This window comes from Lysinibacillus mangiferihumi (assembly GCF_003049665.1).
Taxonomy (GTDB): domain Bacteria; phylum Bacillota; class Bacilli; order Bacillales_A; family Planococcaceae; genus Lysinibacillus; species Lysinibacillus mangiferihumi.
Map to the genome: position 1 here is coordinate 26,838 of NZ_PYWM01000034.1, position 20,919 is coordinate 47,756.

A 20,919-nucleotide genomic window follows, 5' to 3' on the forward strand; every position below is an offset into this window, starting at 1 on the left:
GGTGTATACTACATCTTTAATATTTAATTTATTTGAAAGGGAGCTAGATATGTTTTATCACTACAAGTTTTGGCATAGCTTAACGCACCCCCTTAACTTTACACAGGCTTTGGAAACAGGAGAAATAAGAGGCTATAAAAAGCGTTCCTTTACGATTTTCCTTCTTTTCATGCTCCTTTTTGCAATACGTGAGTTTTGGGGATTAGGCACTGAAAGTTTAACAACATTATTTGCAACGAACCAGCAAGATGAATATTATACAGCCCGTTTGCTATCAATGGTTGGAGCCATTGTTTGGGGAATCATTTATTTTTGCTTCCACTATTATGGCGTTACATATATATTACATCTATTAACGGACATTCCTTACAAATGGATTCAGAAAGTACAACTGTTTGTACTGGCATTTATACTTATTGAAAAGACTATTTTATTTGCAGTGTTTTACGCAGTAGGCTACTCTACAACGTTCTCCTTCTTATCACTTGCCCCTGTGGTACAGCAAGTGCTAGATAAAGATGTTGTATTATTCATTATTAATCAGCTAACAGTTACTACTGTGCTGACGATTATTGTGCACTTTACTTTCCTTTCTAAATGGGAGGAAGCAGCAGATCGTAAAGCGCTGTTAGCAAAAATTATTATACTCCAAGTATTAATGGCTGTTTTTGTTGGGATGATTAGCGTATTACCACTTCAAGAATGGATTACAAGGGGGCTAGGATGATGCGTTTTATAAAATCCAGACCTTGGACATGCCTTAGTATGATCGTGATGGCGATTTTAGTTGGCGTAAATGCCTTCTACGTATTCAAGGATAATAGTAAAGTAGCGCGTTCCTATTTTGTTTATGAATTTCAACGAGCTACTGTCGGTGACCGTGTAGAAACGGTGAAAAAAGATGCCATTGTTGCACCAGCCGAAACGTATACAGTTTCTGCAGATGCGAAAAGTTTATCAGCAGTAAATGTAAAGCGTGGTCAGCAGATTCAAGCAAGCGATATACTCGCTACCTATAAAACAGAGCAAGTTGACGATGAGTTAACGAAGCTTGAGGCTGAACGGGATGCTTATGAAACTGAATTAAGTGACTTGCAATCCGCCTTGTCACAAATAGAATCGGATTTCGGAAGTACCGATAATCCGAAAAGTTCCATCAATACAGATCAAATTAGTGATAAATTAAATGTCACAGTAAAATTGGAGTTAGGTCAACAAAATACTCCATCTACAGCTGTCGCTATTTTAAATCGCCATATTGCAGAAGCTACACGTCAAATTGCCGTAATGGATGCGCAAATTGCCCAAATTCAAGCACGCCAAGGCGTAGTGAGCCCTGTTAATGGTGTTATTGCCAACGTCACAGACGAAGCTGGTACAGTAACATTTGAAATTTATTCAACAGAAAAAGCAATGCTTGTCTACTTATCTGAAGAAGAATGGCAACAGGTTACGGCTGGGCAAAGGGTCGATTTTGAACTACAGCATTTCAAAGATGACCTATCAGGTATCGTACTTGAAAAATCAATGATTGCTACAAATCATGACGCTATATGGGCAAAAGAATTAGCAAAAACGGCGAAACTACCGAAGCCTACTAATTATGAAGTAATGCTACAACAAGACGATATGTTAGAAAATATTCCATTTTCAACAGTAGGTCAGGCTTCCATCGTCGTTAACGAAGCTTTTGATGCTTATAAAGTGAATTCTTCTTGGGTCAAATCAGTAAAAGGTGCTAAGAGCGTCTATATTATTGACGAGGACGGAAAAATCCGTCTTGAAGATATTGAAGTTGCTTTTTCAACGAAAGATTCAACGATATTCACAAGCTATATAGATGTTGGTACGCCTATTTTAGCGAATGAAAAACGTAACATTTTAGCACGCACTTTCTGCTCAATGCCCGTTAAAAAAATTGAGTGGCAAAACTTTAAAGAAATTGGCTGGAAAGACTACGTCAAATATATAATCTTCTAAATTAAAAGGGAAAGGTGTTCATAATAGCAAAAATTTACGAACACCTTTCCAATGAAAAAAAGTGAAATTGACTGCTGTCAATTTCACTTTTTCGTATCATGATGTTTTATTGATGAATTACCAAGAATTTTCGATATCCTGTTGTGTTGCTAATTCGTAATACATCGTCGTTATTCCACTTACTTCATACATCATTCCTTGGACGAATAACTTTTCACCATTCGTACCGTTTAGGCGAATGGCGAAAATTGTTTGACCTTTGCCAACTTTTTTAACTGTTACACCATCAGCAGCATTTTCCACATCAACAATTTTGTGATCATACAATGCTCCTGTAAATTGCTCTATGTGAACATCTTTCACAGTAAAGCCTATTTCACTCTTCGGAATGAAAACACTGCTGACTTCAACTGCTGCTGAAGTATACATTTCATAACCATCTGTTTCAGCATGAATACCTACACGTACAGATTGTCCTTTATCATCCGACAATGTTGCAATGTAGTCACCTGCCTGCAATAACTTCAATTCGTAATTGCCGCCTTTTGGAATGCTTTCTGGCTCCCAACCATCAAAATTGAATGGTTGATAGACGTAGACTTTATCACTTACTTCATGACCATTTGCAGTTGTTAGCTGAATATGAGACGGATTAAAGCCTAAATCCTCTTCAAAAAGTAATGCTGAACCCGGTGTGATTTCATCTGTTTGTTGGCAATCAAGCTGAAGCTTGCCATCCACTTCTGTAACGACTACTTTATATTTTTGCGTGTCGATAATCTCATAGTTTTCTTCTTTATCAATATTGTAGCTAACTAACATAAAGTAGCCAGATCCTTCACGCAATGCCTCTACCGTCAACCCATTCGTTGTTTGATGAACTTTGAAAAATTCATGCTCCCCATCAGTCGCTATATTATCATAAGAATAGGCTTCTAATTGAGTAGCTCCAAAATCACGCGCAGCGAAATTTTGGACAACGCGATTTGCTTGCATCGCCTCTATACGATGAATAAATAATGCAAGTTGTGAACGTTTGACTGTTTCTTTTAAACCGAATGTTGTAGGTGTAATACCCTTTGTAATATTGTGTTCAAACAATGGACCTACTGCATAATACGCATCAGAATATTTTACAATATCCGTAAACGGCAGTGTCCAATCTTCAGTATTATTGCTTAATTGGAAGGCAGATGTTAACATGCTCGCTAATTGCTCACGTGTGATGGCTTGATTGACACCAAAGCTACCATTGGCAAAGCCTGTCGCAATTCCCTCATTTGCTAATGCTGCAATTGCGCCGTAGTATTCGTCACTTTGCTTAACATCGGTAAATTGAGGGTCCATTACATTTTGCGTATCTAAAGCCAATAAATTTGCTAAAATTTTGGCTACTTGTCCACGTGTGACATCTGCAAACGGCTTAAATGTACCATCTGCATAACCATTAATAATCCCACGCGTAGCTAAATCTTTCACCGCAGTTCCATATTCTTTCGTCATATCCACATCGCTAAAACCTTCAGCTGCGTGCGCTGTCGGCACTACTACTATGGCACTTGTTGCTAAAGCCGCAACGATTGCTCCTTGAAATAATTTATTTCGTTTCATTCACTCGACCCCCTACGTCTTTTCACTATCATACTATGATAATACATGGGAATAATACTAAAAGTTTCATATTGTTCTATAGTTATGTATATTTATAGCATTGCAGCCAAGTTAAATGTATTCACACCCGCTGTTCTGTCCATTAAAAAAGCCTTGCGATTACGATGAATCAAAAGATTTCATCTAATCACAAGGCTAGTTATAACACTAGTAAACTAGTTTAAGTAACACTTCGTTTTATTAAGGAGTTACAATTGTTGCTTTTAATTCTTTTGTTGCGTTACCAACTTTAATTTTTAAAGTTACTTTAGCTTCTGTAACGCCTGCTTTTAATGTAGCTGTTGCAGCTGCAGTACCGTTACCAGCAATTGTTACATCAGTAACTTTTTCAGGTACGATTGTAACTGTTTCTGCTGCAAGTGCTTTGATTTCTTTGTTACCATATTGGTCAACAGTTGCAACGTTTACTACTAATGGAGCATCTCCAGTAGATTTTAAGTTTGCTACAGTTGCACCAGATGCTAATGTAGCTTCAGTAATAGCTTTAGCTACGTTGTAATCAGCTAAATCTGTTGATACTACTGATGCTGTAAAGAAGAAATCTTGTGTTTTTTCAGCGTCAGCTGAAACAACGAATTTTTGTTCTAATACTTCACCAGTTGCATTAATTGTTACTTTTAAAGTGAATTCTGTATCAATTTTGTTTGCTGCTGGAGTTGTATCAGTGTTTAGAGCTGTGTCAGCGATATTTACTTTACCTGCAGTTACAGCTTGTGGTGCAGTTAATTTACCGCCAGTTACTGTTGCTGTATATTCGTTTGGCTCAAGTGCAACTTTACCGCCGTTTAATAAACCGTTAACAGTGATTTTTTTATCAGTTGCTACTTTTGTTTTACCAATTTCAGCAATTTCGTAACCTTTGTATTCTGTACCATCAGTTACTTGTACTTTTACTTCTACAGCAGAATCAATTGTACCATTTGGCGTTACTAGAGCAACGTTTAATGTTGCAGTACCATTTTTAAGTGGTGTAACTTGGTTAGCATTTACTGATACTACATCTGAAGTACCAACTAATGTAACTGTTACAGGAGCTGCAGAGTTTTTCATTTCACGACCGTATTGGTCTTCAATGATTAAGTGATCTTTTGCAGTAATTGTAACTGGTGTTTGAGCAGTTGAAATAACTAATGGGTTTTTAAGTCCGCGAACTACAGTTGGTACTGCTGCAGCTTTAACATCTACAGTGATAGTAGCAACTTTGAATGTTGAAGTTTGGAATACTAATGCTTGTGTTCCAGCTGCTCCAAATGTTGTTTTGTAGTATACTTGACCGTCTTTTACTTCAAGAGCAGATTCAGTAACTGGTGTGCCACCAACTTTAATACCTTTGTTAGCATCAGCTAAGATTTTTTTGTTAGTGATAACATTGCCTTCTTTATCAGTAACTGTTAAAGGAATTAATGTAGCTTCGTTAGCAACTGCGATTTCTGGTTGAGAAACAGAGATTGCGTTAGTTGTAGTAGTTTCTGCAACTTTCACAGTGTATTTAGCAGATTGGCCGTTAGTTGTTGAAATTAATAATACATCAGTATCACCAGCTTTTAAGATTGATGATAAAGCAACTACTAATTTATCTTTTTCGCCAATTTTTACTTTTGTCACTTTGTTATCGATTGTTAAGTTTGTAGTGTTAGTGTTTGTAATTACTAAACCACTTGCTTTAGCAGCATCTGTAATTTCTTTACCGTATTGGTCTTTAAGGTTTAATACGATGAATGCTTCAGAAGCTTTAGAGTTATCATTTAAAACTACTTCTTCACCTTTAGCGTTGTAAACACCCGCTACTTCAATAGAAGAAACTGTAGATTCAGCAGATAATTTCACAGTTTTAGAAACTGAAGTACCTGTAGCAGTATCAAATAATACAACTGGTACTAAATCGCCGATTTTTTTACCTTCTACAACAGCACCTGATAATTTAACTACACCTTTAGCAGCATCAGCTACAACAGTTGTGTTAGCAGTATCATTTGTTTTTAAAGAAGTTGTTTTTGTAATATCTGTACCGTATTGGTCTTTAACTACGTAACCAACAGTTGCAGTTGTACCTGCAGCGAAAGTACCGTTAGATTGGATAGCTGTATCAACTACTGCTACTTCGTCTAAGATTTCGATAGAAGTAACTTTTTGAGCTTCGATTTTAACGTCGCTTGTTAATACTTTTTCAGTTAAACCAGAGATGTTTACAGTGTAATCTGCAGCTTGGAAGTTTGTAGCGCCTACTAATTGAACTGATTTTTTGTCAGCAGCCCAAGTAAGAGTTACGTTTTGCTTGAATGTACCGCGTAATAATTCAATTGTAGCTTTAGAAGTATCTTCTACTGCTTTGTTGAATTTTACTTCGATTGTTTTAGCATTAACAGCTTTTACAGATTCTAATTTAACTTCAGCTACTTCATATGTAACTACAGCTGAATAAGCTTTGCCTTCGATTTCGAAGTCTACTTTAGTTTCTTTGTTTTCTGGAAGTGGAGTTTCTAATTTTACAGTATGTTTTGTATCATCAGAAAGAGTTACTTCTAATGTAGTTGCGTCAACAACTTTAGCTTCTTTTACAGTTAAAGGAGCTTCTGCAATGTTCGTGATTGTACGGTTTAAGAATGATGCGAATTGACCACGAGTTAAAGTGTTTTTAGGGTTGAACGCTTTAACGTTTGTAAGACCAGCATATTCTAACGCGATAATTGCTTCACGGTTTTCGTTAGCTGTAGCGTTATCTAAGTCAGTGATTGTAGATTTGAAGTCAGATTCTTTGTAATCTGCAACTAAGTCTACACCGTAAACAGTGTTGATAGCACGTACTAATACTACTGCCATTTGTTCACGAGACATGTTTTTAGTGTACATTAATTGGTCGTTAGAACCTTTGAATACGCCAGCATCTTTAACAAGTGCTGCATATTGTAGTAATTCTTGGTCTGGAGCTGTAGTTGGTAGGTCAGTGAAACGAGCTTTTGTTGCATAGTCAGCTGGCACTTCATAACCTTCAGATACTAACCATTTACCTAAGAATTTTGTTACGTTACCGCGTGTTACGACTGCGTTTGGTTTGAATGTACCGTCAGTGTAACCTCCTACGATTTTAGCGTCCGCTAATGCTAAGATTGCGTCCTTGTGATCACTATTTTCAATATCAGAAAAGCTTGCTGCGCTAGCTACTGGTACGATTGCTGATGCTACTAGAGCTGCTGATGCTGCGCCGACAACCCATTTACTATATTTTTGTTTCATGTGCAAAAACCTCCTAGATAAATTAGCCACTTTTGTGACTACGTTTCTATTATAAAAGAAGTAGAACATACATTTCTATGTGCAATATTTGGAATGAAAGATGTGGTAATAGTTTATTTTCATTGGTTACAAATACATTTATTAGTTTATTTACTTCGTATTTTCCATCCGAATATTGGCATACTAACGTTTCTTTTGTTCGAAAAATATACCATTTTACCCATAGATATTGAGACTTTTTCCCTTCCAATAATTTTTAACTAAGCCAAATATCTCACTTAAAGGAATAGTGAACAAATCGTGAATTTAAGTTACAATAATATAGGTAATTTATTCATTAATTCCCTTGGAAAAATGGATTAATATTTTATGGAAACCAGAATCTAGCGATAGCTATTAAAATAAATGGGCATTACTAGACTTCCAATAGCGGTAAAACAAGGTTTTGTGGCGATTTGCTCGGGTTTTGTGGCGATTCACTTGGAGTTTGTGGCGTTTGGCTCGGGTTTTGTGGCGTTTCACTTGGATTTCGTGGCGATTTGCTCAAGCTTTGTGGCGTTTCATACTACTAGCAAGCGATTCACGAAGTTTTATTTTTTACAGAGATGGGGATTTGACAGAAATGGTATTTAGTAGTCTTATTTTTTTATATGTCTTTTTGCCATTAGTGATTGTTGTGTACTTCATCTCTCCGAAGATGCTACGCAATACGATTTTACTGTTGGCAAGCTTGTTCTTTTACGCTTGGGGTGAGCCGAAATATGTGCTTTTAATGATGCTGTCCATCGTACTCAATTATGTGCTCGGTATCGTTATTGAAAACACCGCTTCCCAGTCTAAGCGCAAAACATTACTTTGGTTAGTCATTGTTAGCAACTTAGCTATCTTAGGCTATTACAAATATGCTGGCTTTTTCGTGGAGATTGTCAATAATTATTTGACGCAACCTATTGAATGGCAGGCTGTACCCCTGCCAATCGGTATTTCATTTTACACGTTCCAAGCACTTAGTTATGTAATCGATGTCTATCGTAAGGACGTAAAGGCACAGCGCAATTTTTTAGATTTATCACTTTTCATTACATTATTTCCGCAACTCGTTGCAGGTCCTATCGTTCGTTATCAAACGGTAGCTGAACAAATAAAGAAACGTATTGCCACAGCAGAAGATTGGATGATTGGTACGCGTCGCTTTGTACAAGGGCTGGCGAAAAAAGTACTGATAGCCAATCCGATGGGCGAAGTTGCCGATCACGTCTTTAGCTTATCAGGTGGGGATTTAACAACGGGGACTGCCTGGATTGGGATTTTAGCGTACTCCCTTCAAATTTATTTTGACTTCTCAGGCTATAGTGATATGGCAATTGGGTTAGCACGAATTTTCGGCTTTAAATTTGAAGAAAACTTTAACTATCCATATATAGCACAATCTGTTACAGACTTTTGGCGACGCTGGCATATCTCACTTAGCAGTTGGTTTAGAGATTATGTCTACTTCCCACTTGGTGGTAGTCGTGTTAGCCATGAATGGAAGCTATATCGTAACTTACTTGTTGTGTGGACACTTACTGGTTTTTGGCACGGGGCAAGTTGGACCTTTATGGCATGGGGCTTTTACTATGGTATCTTAATTTGCCTGGAAAAATGGGTGCTGTTAAAATGGTTGGCACGTATTCCACGCATCGTCCGACATATGTATATATTAATGATCGTAATGATTGGCTGGGTGTTCTTTAGAGCGAATGATTTTACATATGCATTTTCATTTATCAAAACGATGTTTGGGCTTTCCGATGCTGCACTGTACAATTATGAAACGATTTTACTGACAAAAGATTATGCGCTTTACTTTGTCATCGCTATTATTTTTGCCATGCCGATTTATAAGCTTTACCAAACATGGAGTGAACAAAAGGCAGCCGCTTCCCTATCATTTGACTGGGGTCTGCGCATTACACAATCCATTTACTATGGTGCACTTTTGTTATTTATTACGATGTTTTTAGTAAACGCAACACATAATCCATTCATTTACTTTAGATTTTAGGTGGGACATCATGCGAAAAATTCAAACGTATCTATTACCAATTACATTTTTTTGCATTATTTTCGGTGGCTTCGTCGTGCATATATTAACGGTGGATCGGCAGCAATCAGAAATGGAAAACCGGCCATTAGAATCTGCCAACATTACGCCAAGCGCTAAGGAAATTTTAACAGGGACATGGTCCAAGCAAGTAGAGTCGTATATTTCTGACCAGTTTCCTGCACGTGATACATGGATGCGCAATTATGTAAACTTTCAACGTGTTGTGGGCAAAACGTATTTAAATGATAAGTACGCTGTTGATGATAAAACTGGCTGGATTATTTCTAAGCCGGCCGCAGTAAAACCCGAAGAAGAGCTAGCTGCTTTTGCCTCTGATTTACAACGCTTAAGCGAAGGTCTAGCCGAAAAGCATATACCGTTTACATTTTACTCCCTACCAGCAAAGGCGACTTATTCACGTGAGCCAAGCCCAAGCTATATGCCAGAAGATGCTGGTATTGCAAACAATGTAAAACTGCACGAACTTGTTACCGCTGCAGGCGTAGACAATATTCGTCTTTATGATGAAATGCAAGAAAACTTTTCTGCCGAGCGCAACTTCTTTAAAACAGATCATCACTGGACAATTCGCGGTGCCTATTCAGGCTACGAAGCGCTTATCCATACACTAAACAAACGACTGGGCGAAACAATAGCAACCATTCCTTTTGATGAAGCCAATACATTTTGTTTACCAAATAAGTTCGCCGGCTCATGGAATAAAATACTCTATATGACCGTCGACAATAATGAACAAATTTGCTATAACGAACCTGCATCGTTCGCAACACAGTTTACAATCTACGACGGTACAATTGAAGGTGGCGTCACTGCACCGTACGAAGCAGTGTACGGTCGCGCGAAACAGATGAGTCCTGACGCAATAGTGAACTATGCGGATGCCTACAGTCGCGACTTTGCTGAACTTACAATCGTCAACCAAAACTATGACAGCGACAAACATCTCGTCGTCATTAAAGATTCATACTTTAACACTATTCAATTTCATGTAGCAAGTCACTTTAAAACTGTTACCATTTTAGACTTACGTTATTTAGAGAAAGATATTATTCATTACTTACAAAACATACAACCGGACTATGTCATTCTTGCCTATAATGATCGCAATTTAAAACTGATGCCCGAGTAACTATCGGTCAATCACGTGATAACGAGGTATCCGCGGTTAGCTTAGGGTTACCCGCGATTCGTTACGGTTTACCCGCGATTTACTCTGATTTACCCGCGATTCGCTCCGGTTTACCCGCGATTCGCTCCGATTTACCCGCGAATTCCAAAACTACAAAAGCAGTGATTTCTATCTAGTTAGAAATCACTGCTTTTTAACGTTTTTTCAACTTCCCTACAATCCATTGACTGAACGGTAGGAATGACAATAGTTTCGTCAGCCCGATGCAAACAACAAGTGTCCACAACATAAGCATGGAAACACGCATCAATGTGCTATCAAAATGTGCCACAAACCAGCTTGTCGATAGACGTAGCACTTCCCAATGGATAAGGTAAATCATAAACGCATATTGACTAATAATACGAATCAACTTCGTAGCTGGCAATGACTGCCCCCAAGCAATAACACAAAGCACAACACTAAAGACAAGTGGGACTATATCAAGACGCCTCGAATGCACCTCTGTATAGCCAAGTAACACACGAATCGTCAAAAACAGTGCAGCAAGCACAACGAAAACAACCGTTGCACCTCGGTACTTCTTCGCCAATGCAGCTAGTCTCTCATAAGATACCCCCATCGCATAGGCAACTGCAAAATAACCAAGCCATCCTGTAAACAGCAAGCGTATCAAGTTCGCATGCTCATCAAAAATTGGATAAGGCAAGGCAATGACCGCATGATGTACAAGCGTAATCAGCACACTGAGCGGTAAAAACCAAGTAATCGACCATTTAAAACGCTTCATCAACGCAAATACTACATATAACTGGAAAATAACCACAACAAACCAGCCAACAAACTCACCATAGACTACATTATAGAAATACTTGTCCCATAACAAACCTTTACGATAAATTGACTCCACCAATAATGCATCTACAAAAGCCCACACTAAAAAAGGCACTAAAATATATTGAAGACGACTCGACCAAAAATAAATTGGTAGCCGTTCACGATAACGATTTGACAATATAATAATCGATAACACAATAAACGTCGGCGTTGCATAGCAAAGCGCAATCCGCAAAAACATATAAACCTGTTGCTCGGGTTCTACACCAACCTCTAAAATTACCCACGAGGATGTATGTAATAGTAAAATGGATAGGCATGCCACTACACGTAGGAAATCCCACTCTTTAATCACTACAACATTCTCCTAGTACTATACTCTCTCTATTAAGCATGTCATAGTTTATCGAATAATGCAATGGCACTACTTGGCAGCTATTTTTCTAGTGTTTTTCTATAAAAGAAAATGGCGATGCTAAGTGTCAAAATATCAGCAAGTGGAATAGACAAAAATATCGAGAAAGCGGGGCTAATATTATACACATTTTCTGTACTAAAAATTATTGGCAAGAGCAGAACGAGCGGCACAATTACGATAACCTGTCTTGTTAGGCCAAGTAGTACGGCATGAATTTCTCTACCTGTAACCTGCAATAAGGTCATAATTGTATACGTAATACCCAATAGTGGAAATGTTAGAAAAATGACCTTTACCACATGCTGTGTTGACATTAACATCGTCTTATCAGAAGTAAACAAATGCAAAATCACATTACCGAACATATACATAACTATGGTAATGCCAATACCATAAACAATAGAATACAACATTGTTTTTTTTACAGTTATATTTTTTTTCAATAATTCTCCCTTGCCCTCAAAATAAGCAAGAATTGTTTGAACTGCCTGCGTGATACCAATAATCGGCATTAATACAAGCATATACACCTTGTTGGCAATATTCCAAATCGCTATTTGACTATGGCCCCCTATCGATATGAGCTGATGGTTCACTATAAATGCAGAAACACCAGCTAATAATTGTATAGCCGTTTGAGCAAAACCAATTTTAAACAATTGAAAAGACATCCATCCGTGTTCTTTCAAAGAAATCTTATTCGTTGAAAACCATATGCGATGTTTCACTAGATAAACAATGGAAATAATAGCGCATACCAACTCACTAATGAAAGTGCCTAAAGCAATACCAACAACGCCTAATTGAAAACCGAAAGTTAAAATGGCATTGCACACTATATTGATCGCCACTGCAATGGTAATAATAATGGCCTCTGCTTTTGGATAACCAAATGCTCGAATAACGCTTGTCAATGTATAACCAATAGCACTCAAAATATTACTAAGTAGAATAATAGTTAAATAATCTTTAGCAAGCATCCATACTTCACCTTTAGCACCCAACATAGTTAAAAGTGGCTCCATCAAAATCCATGTAGTGCCAGACGTAACAACGCTAACTACACACGTCATCACAAACCCACTCTGAAAATACTTATTTAATCGAAGTTGATCGCCACTACCTAAATCCTTTGAAATCATGATTGCCGTTGACGTCGCAAAAAGCGTCTGCAGTGCTACAAAAGTAGCAAGAAGTGGAGATAATAAGCCCATCGCGGATAAGGCACTTTCACTTTGGCTACCTATATGCCCTGCAAAAGACGTATCCACTACGGAAGTCATCATTTCAAGAATTAAGGACAAGATTGCAGGAAGCGAGAACGTTGCAATTAATTTACTGATTGAATAGTCGTCGAATATATTGGATTTCATCTAGCATCCCCTCCAACACAAACGATATCATGTCAAATAAGACACCTAATGTCTTATTTGAAAATAATTGTTTGATTTTGTTGGTACGGAGTAAAATTTCGTTCAAACGCCATATCAGTTATATGTGAATGAGTAATTGAAGCAATCTTTATTAATACGTAATCCTTTTCTAAAGCATATAAATATAACCCATCCGCTCTTAAAACATAACTAATCGGTGCTACGTCCATTTGCTTCCCATCAATAACGACACGAAGACAGTATTCCTCATCCAAACAATGGTTTATATGTTGGTAGACTGCTTCCGTCATATCGACCTTATCATCGAAAAGATCAACGATAAAATAATCTTTGGCATCTTGTTCGTATAAATAAATTAACTCTGGAGAAATTAGTGCCAATTTCTTCAATATCCGCTCCTTATGAGCTTGCATTGACAGACTATCATAAACAGATAACGCAATTGTTAAAACTTGCAAATCTTCATCATTAAAGAAGCTACTAGATAATTTATAATGCTCATCAATATACACGCCACCCTTATGCCCCTGCTTACAAGTAACTGGAACACCCATCATCGATAACTTATCAATATCCCGTTGAACTGTTTTTACACTTACTTCAAACTGACGTGCCAGCATCTCATGCGTTGTCTTTTTCACCTTCAATAAATGTAGCAATATCTCCATTTGACGATTACGAATCATCTTACAGCCACCCCTTCTGTCACTTCTATATTTAGTATGGACTAAAATCTTCAGTACACAAAGTGGCTACAAGTGAAAAATCGTATTTTTGCTTTAATTGACTTCCATTCGGGTATATTGCAATCATTTAGTGATAAAAATAGAAGAAAGCTTCTAGCTATAAGAGAGGTATAAAATATTAATTGTGGAAGATGATATGGATATTGCTCAAACATTGAAAAATCAACTAGATAAATACGGCTATCAAAGCGTTATTACACAAGACTTTGACAAAGTGCTCGATCATTTTCAAGCATTTCAACCGCACCTTGTTTTAATGGACATCAATCTCCCAAATCTCCCAGCCTTTGATGGTTACTATTGGTCTTATGTTCTTTATCGGATTTATGCTTAGTCTTATCTTTTTAAGTGCGGCTATGAGCATTCTTTACTTCTACTTACAAACATCAGTTGAAGGTGAAAAAGCAAAATATACAGGCATTCGAAAAATCGGTCTTTCTGTAAAAGAAGTACGTTCTGTAGTGACAAAGGAATTAGCTATGCTAGTTTTTATACCCTTCACATTTGCTAGCATTCTATTAGCTTGTGTAATGTTCTTCATGCGCAGTATGATGTCATCGTCATTTTATGAAATGACGGCAATTGGCATCAGTATATTTTTACTATTATTTATAGGAAGCTTCTTCATTATCCGTCGAAGCTATTTAAAGAAACTAATAGAAGCACAATAAATAGGACCGTTACCTTTCATTTATAGTGATGACGGAACTGACACCAACAGAATAGACAAATAAAAAAGCACCTTTGATTGAAATGAGGTTCAGATACCTACACTTCAATTGGAGGTGTTTTTCTACGGGAACGCGTGCGTAAAAAGGACCGTTACAGAATTAAAACTCTAAGCAATCCTATACTTGTTCAGCAAATAATCAAATGTGACAAATATTATAATATAAATACTCCCAAATAAAGAACTAATGTAAAAAGTATCTTTATACGTGTTTATATCAAAATTAAGGAGTGTAAACAACAGTGAAAAAATTAAGGCACAAAGGAGATGTTTAATATACATCAATAATATATGTTTATTTTTACTATATTTCTCAATAAGTAAGGAAACACCTAAAGCTACAAGCATAGAAGGTGCCGTATATGCAGTACCATAAATTCCATGAGCAATACTGTATGTAGAAGTAATAGATAATGGAATAATAAAGACGCCAATAATAATTGTAATGACAGCAGCTATTGCTTTGTTTTTAACCATCCAATTTCACAACCTGACTAATATTTTTTCTTTGTATCGCTACTCATTCACTTAAAAATCAAAACAGACTTCTATTAAACAACTTCTTTGACAAAAGAATTTTATAAACTATAAAGGTAATTAGATTAAATAGAAGGAAAATAACCGACTGTACTATTGTCACAACTATAATAAATATCAGATCTGCACCTAAGACAACCTCGCCCGGAGGCAACTCTTTTTTCGTGCTTTCCAACAAAACTATCGTGCCCCAGACAAAGATAGATACGTATAATCCTAAATATGCGAACAGTGAATATTGATAAAACTTCATTCTAAATTTAAATCCTAAAACCACATTCAGAAGAATTATAGCGAAAGGAAAAGCTAAAAATTGGGCTAACGTATCAAACCTTCCGTCTAACATTGAACCAAGAAATTGACTTAGACATGCAATTGCAATATTTGCAAACGCTACTATAATGAAAGCATTTTTTTGTGTATTTATTTTTTATCACCTCTATTCACTCTTAAAACGTGTTATGAAATAAATTTTATCACAAGTGGAATCTTTTCCCACAAAATAACTACTTTATTAATCAATTGCTTGACGCCAATTCCAAAAAATTGAATAAAACCAGCCAATTTTCAGCGATTCACCGCTGAAAACTGGCTGGTTTTTGCATTTTGCTAATTCACCATCTGCACCGCTGGTTTGTTGCCATAAATCGTTTCTACCCATTCTGGATGGTCGATAAATGGATTGCGGTTCCCTTGGATTTCGTAGATTCTTTCGTTTCGTCGTTTTTCATAGTCATCTACTGGGTCTTGTAGATGCCATTGTAAAAGAACCGAAAGTTTACCGTGATACGGAGCTGTTCCATTGTTGACTTTGTCATTTAATTCAAGGTCTACTTTATCGCCTAGCTCATAACGCGTTGCCATATAAAACAGAATGCGTGCAACGTCCCCTTTGACACGATTCGGTGGTTCGAAGGAATCGGCGTCTTTCAAGCAACCGTTACAGCCAGCGACTGGACTACCGCCATTGTCAAAGTCTAAATTTCCTCTTGCGCTATTTACTTGAACATCGGTAGGGCGTAAATGATGGATATCAGTTCCCGGTCCTTGACTTGTTCCGAAATTACCATGTGATTTTGCCCACGTATGCTCTCGGTTCCAGTTGCCTACATTGCCGCCGTTGTTTGTTTTTGGACTAGATTTACCAGAATAAAATAACATGACATGATTTGTATTATTCGGATCTTCGTCTGTGTATCTCAAAGCATCCCATGCAGCATCATAGGATAAGACTTTTTGGTTTGCAATAATATCGTGCAGCGCCTTTTTGAGTGCTTGCCCCTCTTTGTTATAGGCAGCAGTATAGTAGTCGTTAGCCGTGACAGTCACACTAAAATTGGTCGTGACACTTTTTGTACCATCAGATGCCGTGACACCAACAATATGACTACCCGCTTCTAAAGTTAACGTTAAGCGTTTGCCCTTTATCGAACCTTTTGTAGCTGTAAATGTCAATTCGTCATTATCAGGATCAGCGAAATGCTCTGTTAAATCGATGGTAATGTCCGTTCCTACAGCTACTGTCTGATTTGTAAAAGGCTTTTTGATGATTGGTTGCTTGTTTTCAGCAGGGACAGGAGGGTAGACAATCGGTTGCCCCTTAGAATTTGTAAATTTAATGTTTTCTAACGATGCACCCTTCTTCAATTCAATCAACTGTAAGTCAATATTTTCTGCGCCTCTAATTTCACTTACATTTTTGCCTTCAATTGTAATCTTTTTAAACGTATTGCCCTTTAAGTCTACAATGGACTCTGGATGATTTGGCGTAATAATCACATCTGTCTTGTTAAAGCCTTCACCGTGAAGCTCGACATACTTCCCTTTTAAGTGCACGCCCTTCGTAATATACGACGCTGCATCTAAATGTAATGCTACACTCGGTTTTGTAATAACTAAGATATTTTTCTTAAAGTTCTCATAGTTATATGTGATTTCAGGTTGAATCGGTTCTACTGTAGGACCTTTTTTCAAATCCAGTTGCACCATGACAGGGTCATGGTCACTTGCGCGGCCTGCCATATCTGTAAAGTCTGCATTAATATGAAGAATATCAATTATCGTTTTATCTTGAAGATTATTAGAAACTAAAATATGATCTAATACTTGCGAATTTCCTTGATACAAATACGTATAACGGTCAGAAGAATCGGCTTTATTGATCATATTGGTCATCCATTCACCTTCATGAATTTTAAGCGCTTTGGCAAATTGGTAATCGTTAAAATCACCTAACGATACAATGTTTGCATCTGGATTTTTGATTTTAACATCCGCAACAAAGTTATACACAATATTTGCGATTTTTTGGCGTTGCACTTCACTTTTATATTGCGGTGGTTGTGTTGCTCCGAATAATGGTGTGTCACCCGATTTAGAATTCCAGTGATTAGCAATCACAATGACATCTTCACCTTGGAACTCAAATTGTGCAGCTAACGGTTTTCGGCTATTATTAAATGCTTCATTCATCGGGTCAATTCGACCTGGGTTTAGCGTTAATTGACCGTTTTGATAACCCACTGCCGTAGTCGCATCCCCTGCTTGGATTCCTTCTTTCAAGTTCACCCTTGCCGGATTGTATAAGAAACCAACACGAATATTCGCGTTCGGTGCACCACCATCTGCATTATTCACAGGGTCAATATTGACATACTTATAATCAATACCACTTTCAGCTTTAATGGCATCAATTAAGCGTTGATAACTTTGATCTGCTTTGGCATCACCAGCCGACTCGCCGTTATTATCTTGTACTTCCGTAACCCCTACAATGTCTGGCGTTTGCATATCAGTACCAATGGCGCGTGCTAATTTTCGCGCCTTATCATCCGATGTGGATGTTTTGTTATTAGAAAAGTTTTCTAAATTATACGAGGCAATTGTTAGCTTATCCTCTGCTTTGACTATTTTGGTAGTCTCAGGTGTTGCCGTCCCTGTTACATGGGCTTGCTTCATGTTATCTAGTGGCACGTAAATTTTGAAGTTTTGATAAGAATAGCCTACGATACCCGTAATCGGTCCATTAAACTTATCGCCTGTAGCAACTTCGAAATCACGAGCTATTCCGTTCGGTTCCAATCTAAATTGAATACGATTTGGGTTTGTTTGTCCTTCCTCATACAAAACCCCACCATGCAGCGTGTTTGTTGGCTCACTTTCAAGAACCGTTACTAAATCGCCATGTTCCTGTGGAGCAACAGCTTTGACATTGCCTACTTCCACTCGCATCGCTTCAATACTTTCCCAAAAATCAATGGCATCAATTGTCGGGTTGAAAACTTGCAGATTGTCACTATCTATTTGACTAAATGACATTTTTAATTTATCAATTTGAATGGCTTTTGGTAATGCAACACTGCCATTAAGTACTTGTACTTTGCCACCTTGATCATTTCGTACATTGATTTGCGTCGTTTTTAAATCTGTTTGGTTCGCATCACTGTAGCCATCATACGCATATTCATCTACTTTACCTGTTACCGATACTAAATTTCCTACTTGAATCGGCCAAGCATTCTTTCCGCTATAAAGTAAGATACCTTCCGATGTATTCGGATTATCATCCGCCAATTCATCAGGTGTTTGAATCGTATAATAATAACTACCATTTAAAGAAAATGAATATGTTACAATCCCTTGAATGCCATCAACGGTTTTGCCAGCAAATGGAGAGCGATGGCCTTCCCCTTGAATATCATGAATTTGCAGCGCATCTGTAATAACATAGTCATAGGTCATCACTTCACTAAACGTGCCATCACTTGCTTTGACAACCGTTTTTAATGTTGTGTTTTGCGTAATATCGATTGGTTTTTCGTATTTAATACCTGATACAGTAGGATTCGTACCATCTACTGTGTAATAGATTTCCCCATTAGCTGTAGATGTTGATAAAGTGACCGTTGTTTGATTAATAAATGTACCACTACTTGGCGACGCAATCGCTGGTTTTAATGCTGTGCTATCCACGACAATATCGTTTATAGAACGTGGTATCACTTGGTAATCCTGATCGAATTGTTGGATAATGCCCGTAATGGATTCATACGTTGTGCCGACCGTTAAGCCTAGAGCATTCGTTTCATCGCGTACTAAGAAATTGCTACCATCACTAGCTGTGTAGTTTGCCCAGCCACTTCCTGCTTGCACATTCGTCAGCGCAACATTTTTTATCGTAACAAGTTGTGATTCATTTACTTCTGCTACCTCGGCACCGGTTACTACTTTTGCAGTTGGTGCACCTACGCCTGCCACTTTGTCGATAATTTGAGCTCCGTCTAATTGCAGTAACCCTCTATAGTCCGCAAGCTTCCCTTTTAGCGTTACTTCGTCGCCAATTTCTACATTTAGGCTAGTCGGACGTACAGCAATACCACCTGTTCCATCCTGAACAGAGATGGTATTTTTCAGCTTTCCTGCCACAATACCTTTGATTGTTACTGTTGTACCGTTGGCTTGTGTTCTTGCATCAGCGATTGACTGAACATCTGCTTGTCCAATGACGGTATAATTAAAAGTTTGCACATCACTATTTTCCAGTCCCTGTGCAACTGCTATCGCTTTGATCGTCATTGTTTTATCAATAACAATCGGTTGCGTATAACTAGCACTTTGCAATGTTGGCTCTGTTCCATCCGTTGTATAATAAATCGTTGCACCAGCAGTAGCAGAAGATAATGTAATCGCAGTGCCTGACGCAACCGTTCCAGAAGGTGTAGAAGCTGTTACGGCTTCTGCCTTTATAATAGGTCCAACCTCACCACCATCCATTACATGACCGCCTAAATGTTCAAATGTATCGATTGGATAAGGCTGCCATTCTAATGAAGGATCAAAGGTGTCACTTGGATTTTTATCGCCTGACGTAATGGAACTCTTTCTAACCAATGTTGTATCAACAGTAGACACCCCATTGTCATTCCATGACTTGCCTGGATCAAACCCCATTTGACCAAAAGAATCTACTACCTCTTCCCCTTTCTTTAAAACAATCGCATCATTACCATTAAACGCGGTAACAGCTGAAGCAAGTCCACCTTTCTCTTTGATCGCTGCCACTGCACTAGAATTATAGAGAATGATTGTCTCATTATGTGCTAAAGTGCCACTTAACGTCTGTTTGTTCGTTGGTGTTGTACTACCATTTGTATAAAGTTCAAGTTTGTATTGGCTTAAATCAATCGTTGAACCCGTTCCATTGTAAAGCTCAATCGCCTTATTATTACTCGACCCTTCAATATACTCAGAGATCATTAAATCAGCCGCTAATTCAGCCGCAACAGCTTGACTAGGCATTACTGGCATCGATACACTCGCAACTAATGTCGTTGCGAGAAAAGCATTAAATGACTTGTTCCATTTCTTTTTAGACATCATCAGTTAGCTCCTCTTTAAGTATTTGCTGAATAAAAACCTTCTTCTTAGCAGAAGAAGGTCTACTAGCTCTCTATCTCGGCTGTCGGTTTGTACCTACACCATACGCATAAAGCGTGCCATCAATAGTAGTAAAACTCATTTCCCCAGTATATATATATGAAACCATATAACTGTTAATGCACTATTGAATTACTATATAGTAACTGTTAAATTATAGAATTTTTAGAGAATCTAAGCACACAATACTATAGTGTAATTGTTAACCGAAACTTCACTTTTTCTAAACAATTAGTACTTTTTCCTATGTCGTTGTTGTCCGCTATGGCGGTGCTTTCCGCGGGCACACACATAAGCCGCAACCCTCGCTAACGCGCGGAATGCCCGCGTCTTACGCTGTTTGCGTTGCCGCAGGAGTCACCGCCTCTGCTACCAACAACTAGTACACGCTTCTATTTATTGTTTACTGCAAAAGAATAAATAGCTAAGGTTTCGTTTGTTTTGCATAGTGGAAAAATGCCATCAATTGAACTCTTTTCACTATGTCGTTGTTGTTCGCTATGGCGGTGCTTTTCGCTCTAGCACAAGTAAGTCGCACCCTCGCTTGCCCGCGGAATGCCCATCTTACGTGAGGAAATTTTTCTATGGCTAACCAACCAAAGAAATACAAAAAATTCGTAGCGACGGCAGCAACGGCAACATTAGTAGCATCTGCTATCGTACCAGTGGCTTCTGCAGCAGGATTTTCAGATGTAGC

Annotated in this window: 13 protein-coding genes; 6 read left to right on the plus strand and 7 right to left on the minus strand. The window is 37.9% G+C overall.

Features of this window, described 5'->3' with window-relative positions; all coding sequences use genetic code 11:
* The first annotated feature begins 49 nt into the window (after positions 1 to 49).
* Together C9J37_RS22765 and C9J37_RS22770 are read left to right on the plus strand one after the other, a co-directional pair.
* Positions 50 to 727, plus strand: coding sequence for a hypothetical protein (locus C9J37_RS22765; protein WP_107897220.1), 678 nt, complete (start codon positions 50 to 52; stop codon positions 725 to 727).
* Complete coding sequence (locus tag C9J37_RS22770; RefSeq protein ID WP_201262206.1) at positions 724 to 1,980, plus strand: efflux RND transporter periplasmic adaptor subunit; 1,257 nt, start codon at positions 724 to 726, stop codon at positions 1,978 to 1,980. Before C9J37_RS22765 ends, C9J37_RS22770 begins: the two co-directional genes overlap by 4 nt.
* A gap of 117 nt (positions 1,981 to 2,097) precedes the next feature.
* Here the strand turns inward: C9J37_RS22770 and C9J37_RS22775 are convergent, their stop codons facing one another.
* Positions 2,098 to 3,591: an S-layer homology domain-containing protein gene (locus tag C9J37_RS22775; protein WP_107897222.1), complete on the minus strand. Its 1,494-nt coding sequence runs from the start codon at positions 3,589 to 3,591 to the stop codon at positions 2,098 to 2,100.
* A gap of 240 nt (positions 3,592 to 3,831) precedes the next feature.
* Entirely contained in the window at positions 3,832 to 6,885 is a 3,054-nt protein-coding gene (locus C9J37_RS22780) for an S-layer homology domain-containing protein (protein ID WP_167397408.1), read from the minus strand.
* Between the two features lie 622 nt (positions 6,886 to 7,507).
* Here C9J37_RS22780 and C9J37_RS22785 point away from each other — a divergent pair.
* The gene (locus tag C9J37_RS22785; RefSeq protein ID WP_107897224.1) at positions 7,508 to 8,932 is read left to right on the plus strand and encodes an MBOAT family O-acyltransferase; all 1,425 of its coding nucleotides are present in this window, start codon (positions 7,508 to 7,510) and stop codon (positions 8,930 to 8,932) included.
* A gap of 10 nt (positions 8,933 to 8,942) precedes the next feature.
* On the plus strand, positions 8,943 to 10,124 hold the full coding sequence (locus C9J37_RS22790) for an alginate O-acetyltransferase AlgX-related protein (protein WP_107897225.1): 1,182 nt from the start codon (positions 8,943 to 8,945) through the stop codon (positions 10,122 to 10,124).
* 193 nt (positions 10,125 to 10,317) lie between these two features.
* Here C9J37_RS22790 and C9J37_RS22795 read toward each other — a convergent pair whose 3' ends face one another.
* From C9J37_RS22795 to C9J37_RS22805, 3 genes are all read right to left on the minus strand, one after another.
* On the minus strand, positions 10,318 to 11,316 hold the full coding sequence (locus tag C9J37_RS22795) for an acyltransferase family protein (protein WP_107897226.1): 999 nt from the start codon (positions 11,314 to 11,316) through the stop codon (positions 10,318 to 10,320).
* A gap of 80 nt (positions 11,317 to 11,396) precedes the next feature.
* The gene (locus C9J37_RS22800; RefSeq protein ID WP_107897227.1) at positions 11,397 to 12,752 is read right to left on the minus strand and encodes an MATE family efflux transporter; all 1,356 of its coding nucleotides are present in this window, start codon (positions 12,750 to 12,752) and stop codon (positions 11,397 to 11,399) included.
* Between the two features lie 53 nt (positions 12,753 to 12,805).
* The gene (locus C9J37_RS22805; protein WP_107897228.1) at positions 12,806 to 13,459 is read right to left on the minus strand and encodes a helix-turn-helix transcriptional regulator; all 654 of its coding nucleotides are present in this window, start codon (positions 13,457 to 13,459) and stop codon (positions 12,806 to 12,808) included.
* A gap of 184 nt (positions 13,460 to 13,643) precedes the next feature.
* Here C9J37_RS22805 and C9J37_RS22810 point away from each other — a divergent pair, with 184 nt between their 5' ends.
* Positions 13,644 to 13,853, plus strand: coding sequence for a response regulator (locus C9J37_RS22810; RefSeq protein ID WP_407656267.1), 210 nt, complete (start codon positions 13,644 to 13,646; stop codon positions 13,851 to 13,853).
* A 22-nt stretch (positions 13,854 to 13,875) separates the two neighbouring features.
* A complete protein-coding gene (locus C9J37_RS22815; protein ID WP_235617211.1) occupies positions 13,876 to 14,190 on the plus strand; it encodes a hypothetical protein in 315 nt (104 codons plus the stop codon).
* 167 nt (positions 14,191 to 14,357) lie between these two features.
* Here C9J37_RS22815 and C9J37_RS22820 read toward each other — a convergent pair whose 3' ends face one another.
* Together C9J37_RS22820 and C9J37_RS22830 are read right to left on the minus strand one after the other, a co-directional pair.
* Positions 14,358 to 14,726, minus strand: a complete 369-nt coding sequence (locus tag C9J37_RS22820) for a hypothetical protein (protein ID WP_107897229.1) — start codon at positions 14,724 to 14,726, stop codon at positions 14,358 to 14,360.
* 669 nt (positions 14,727 to 15,395) lie between these two features.
* The gene (locus tag C9J37_RS22830) at positions 15,396 to 20,165 is read right to left on the minus strand and encodes an endonuclease (protein WP_107897231.1); all 4,770 of its coding nucleotides are present in this window, start codon (positions 20,163 to 20,165) and stop codon (positions 15,396 to 15,398) included.
* Positions 20,166 to 20,919: the final 754 nt, after the last annotated feature.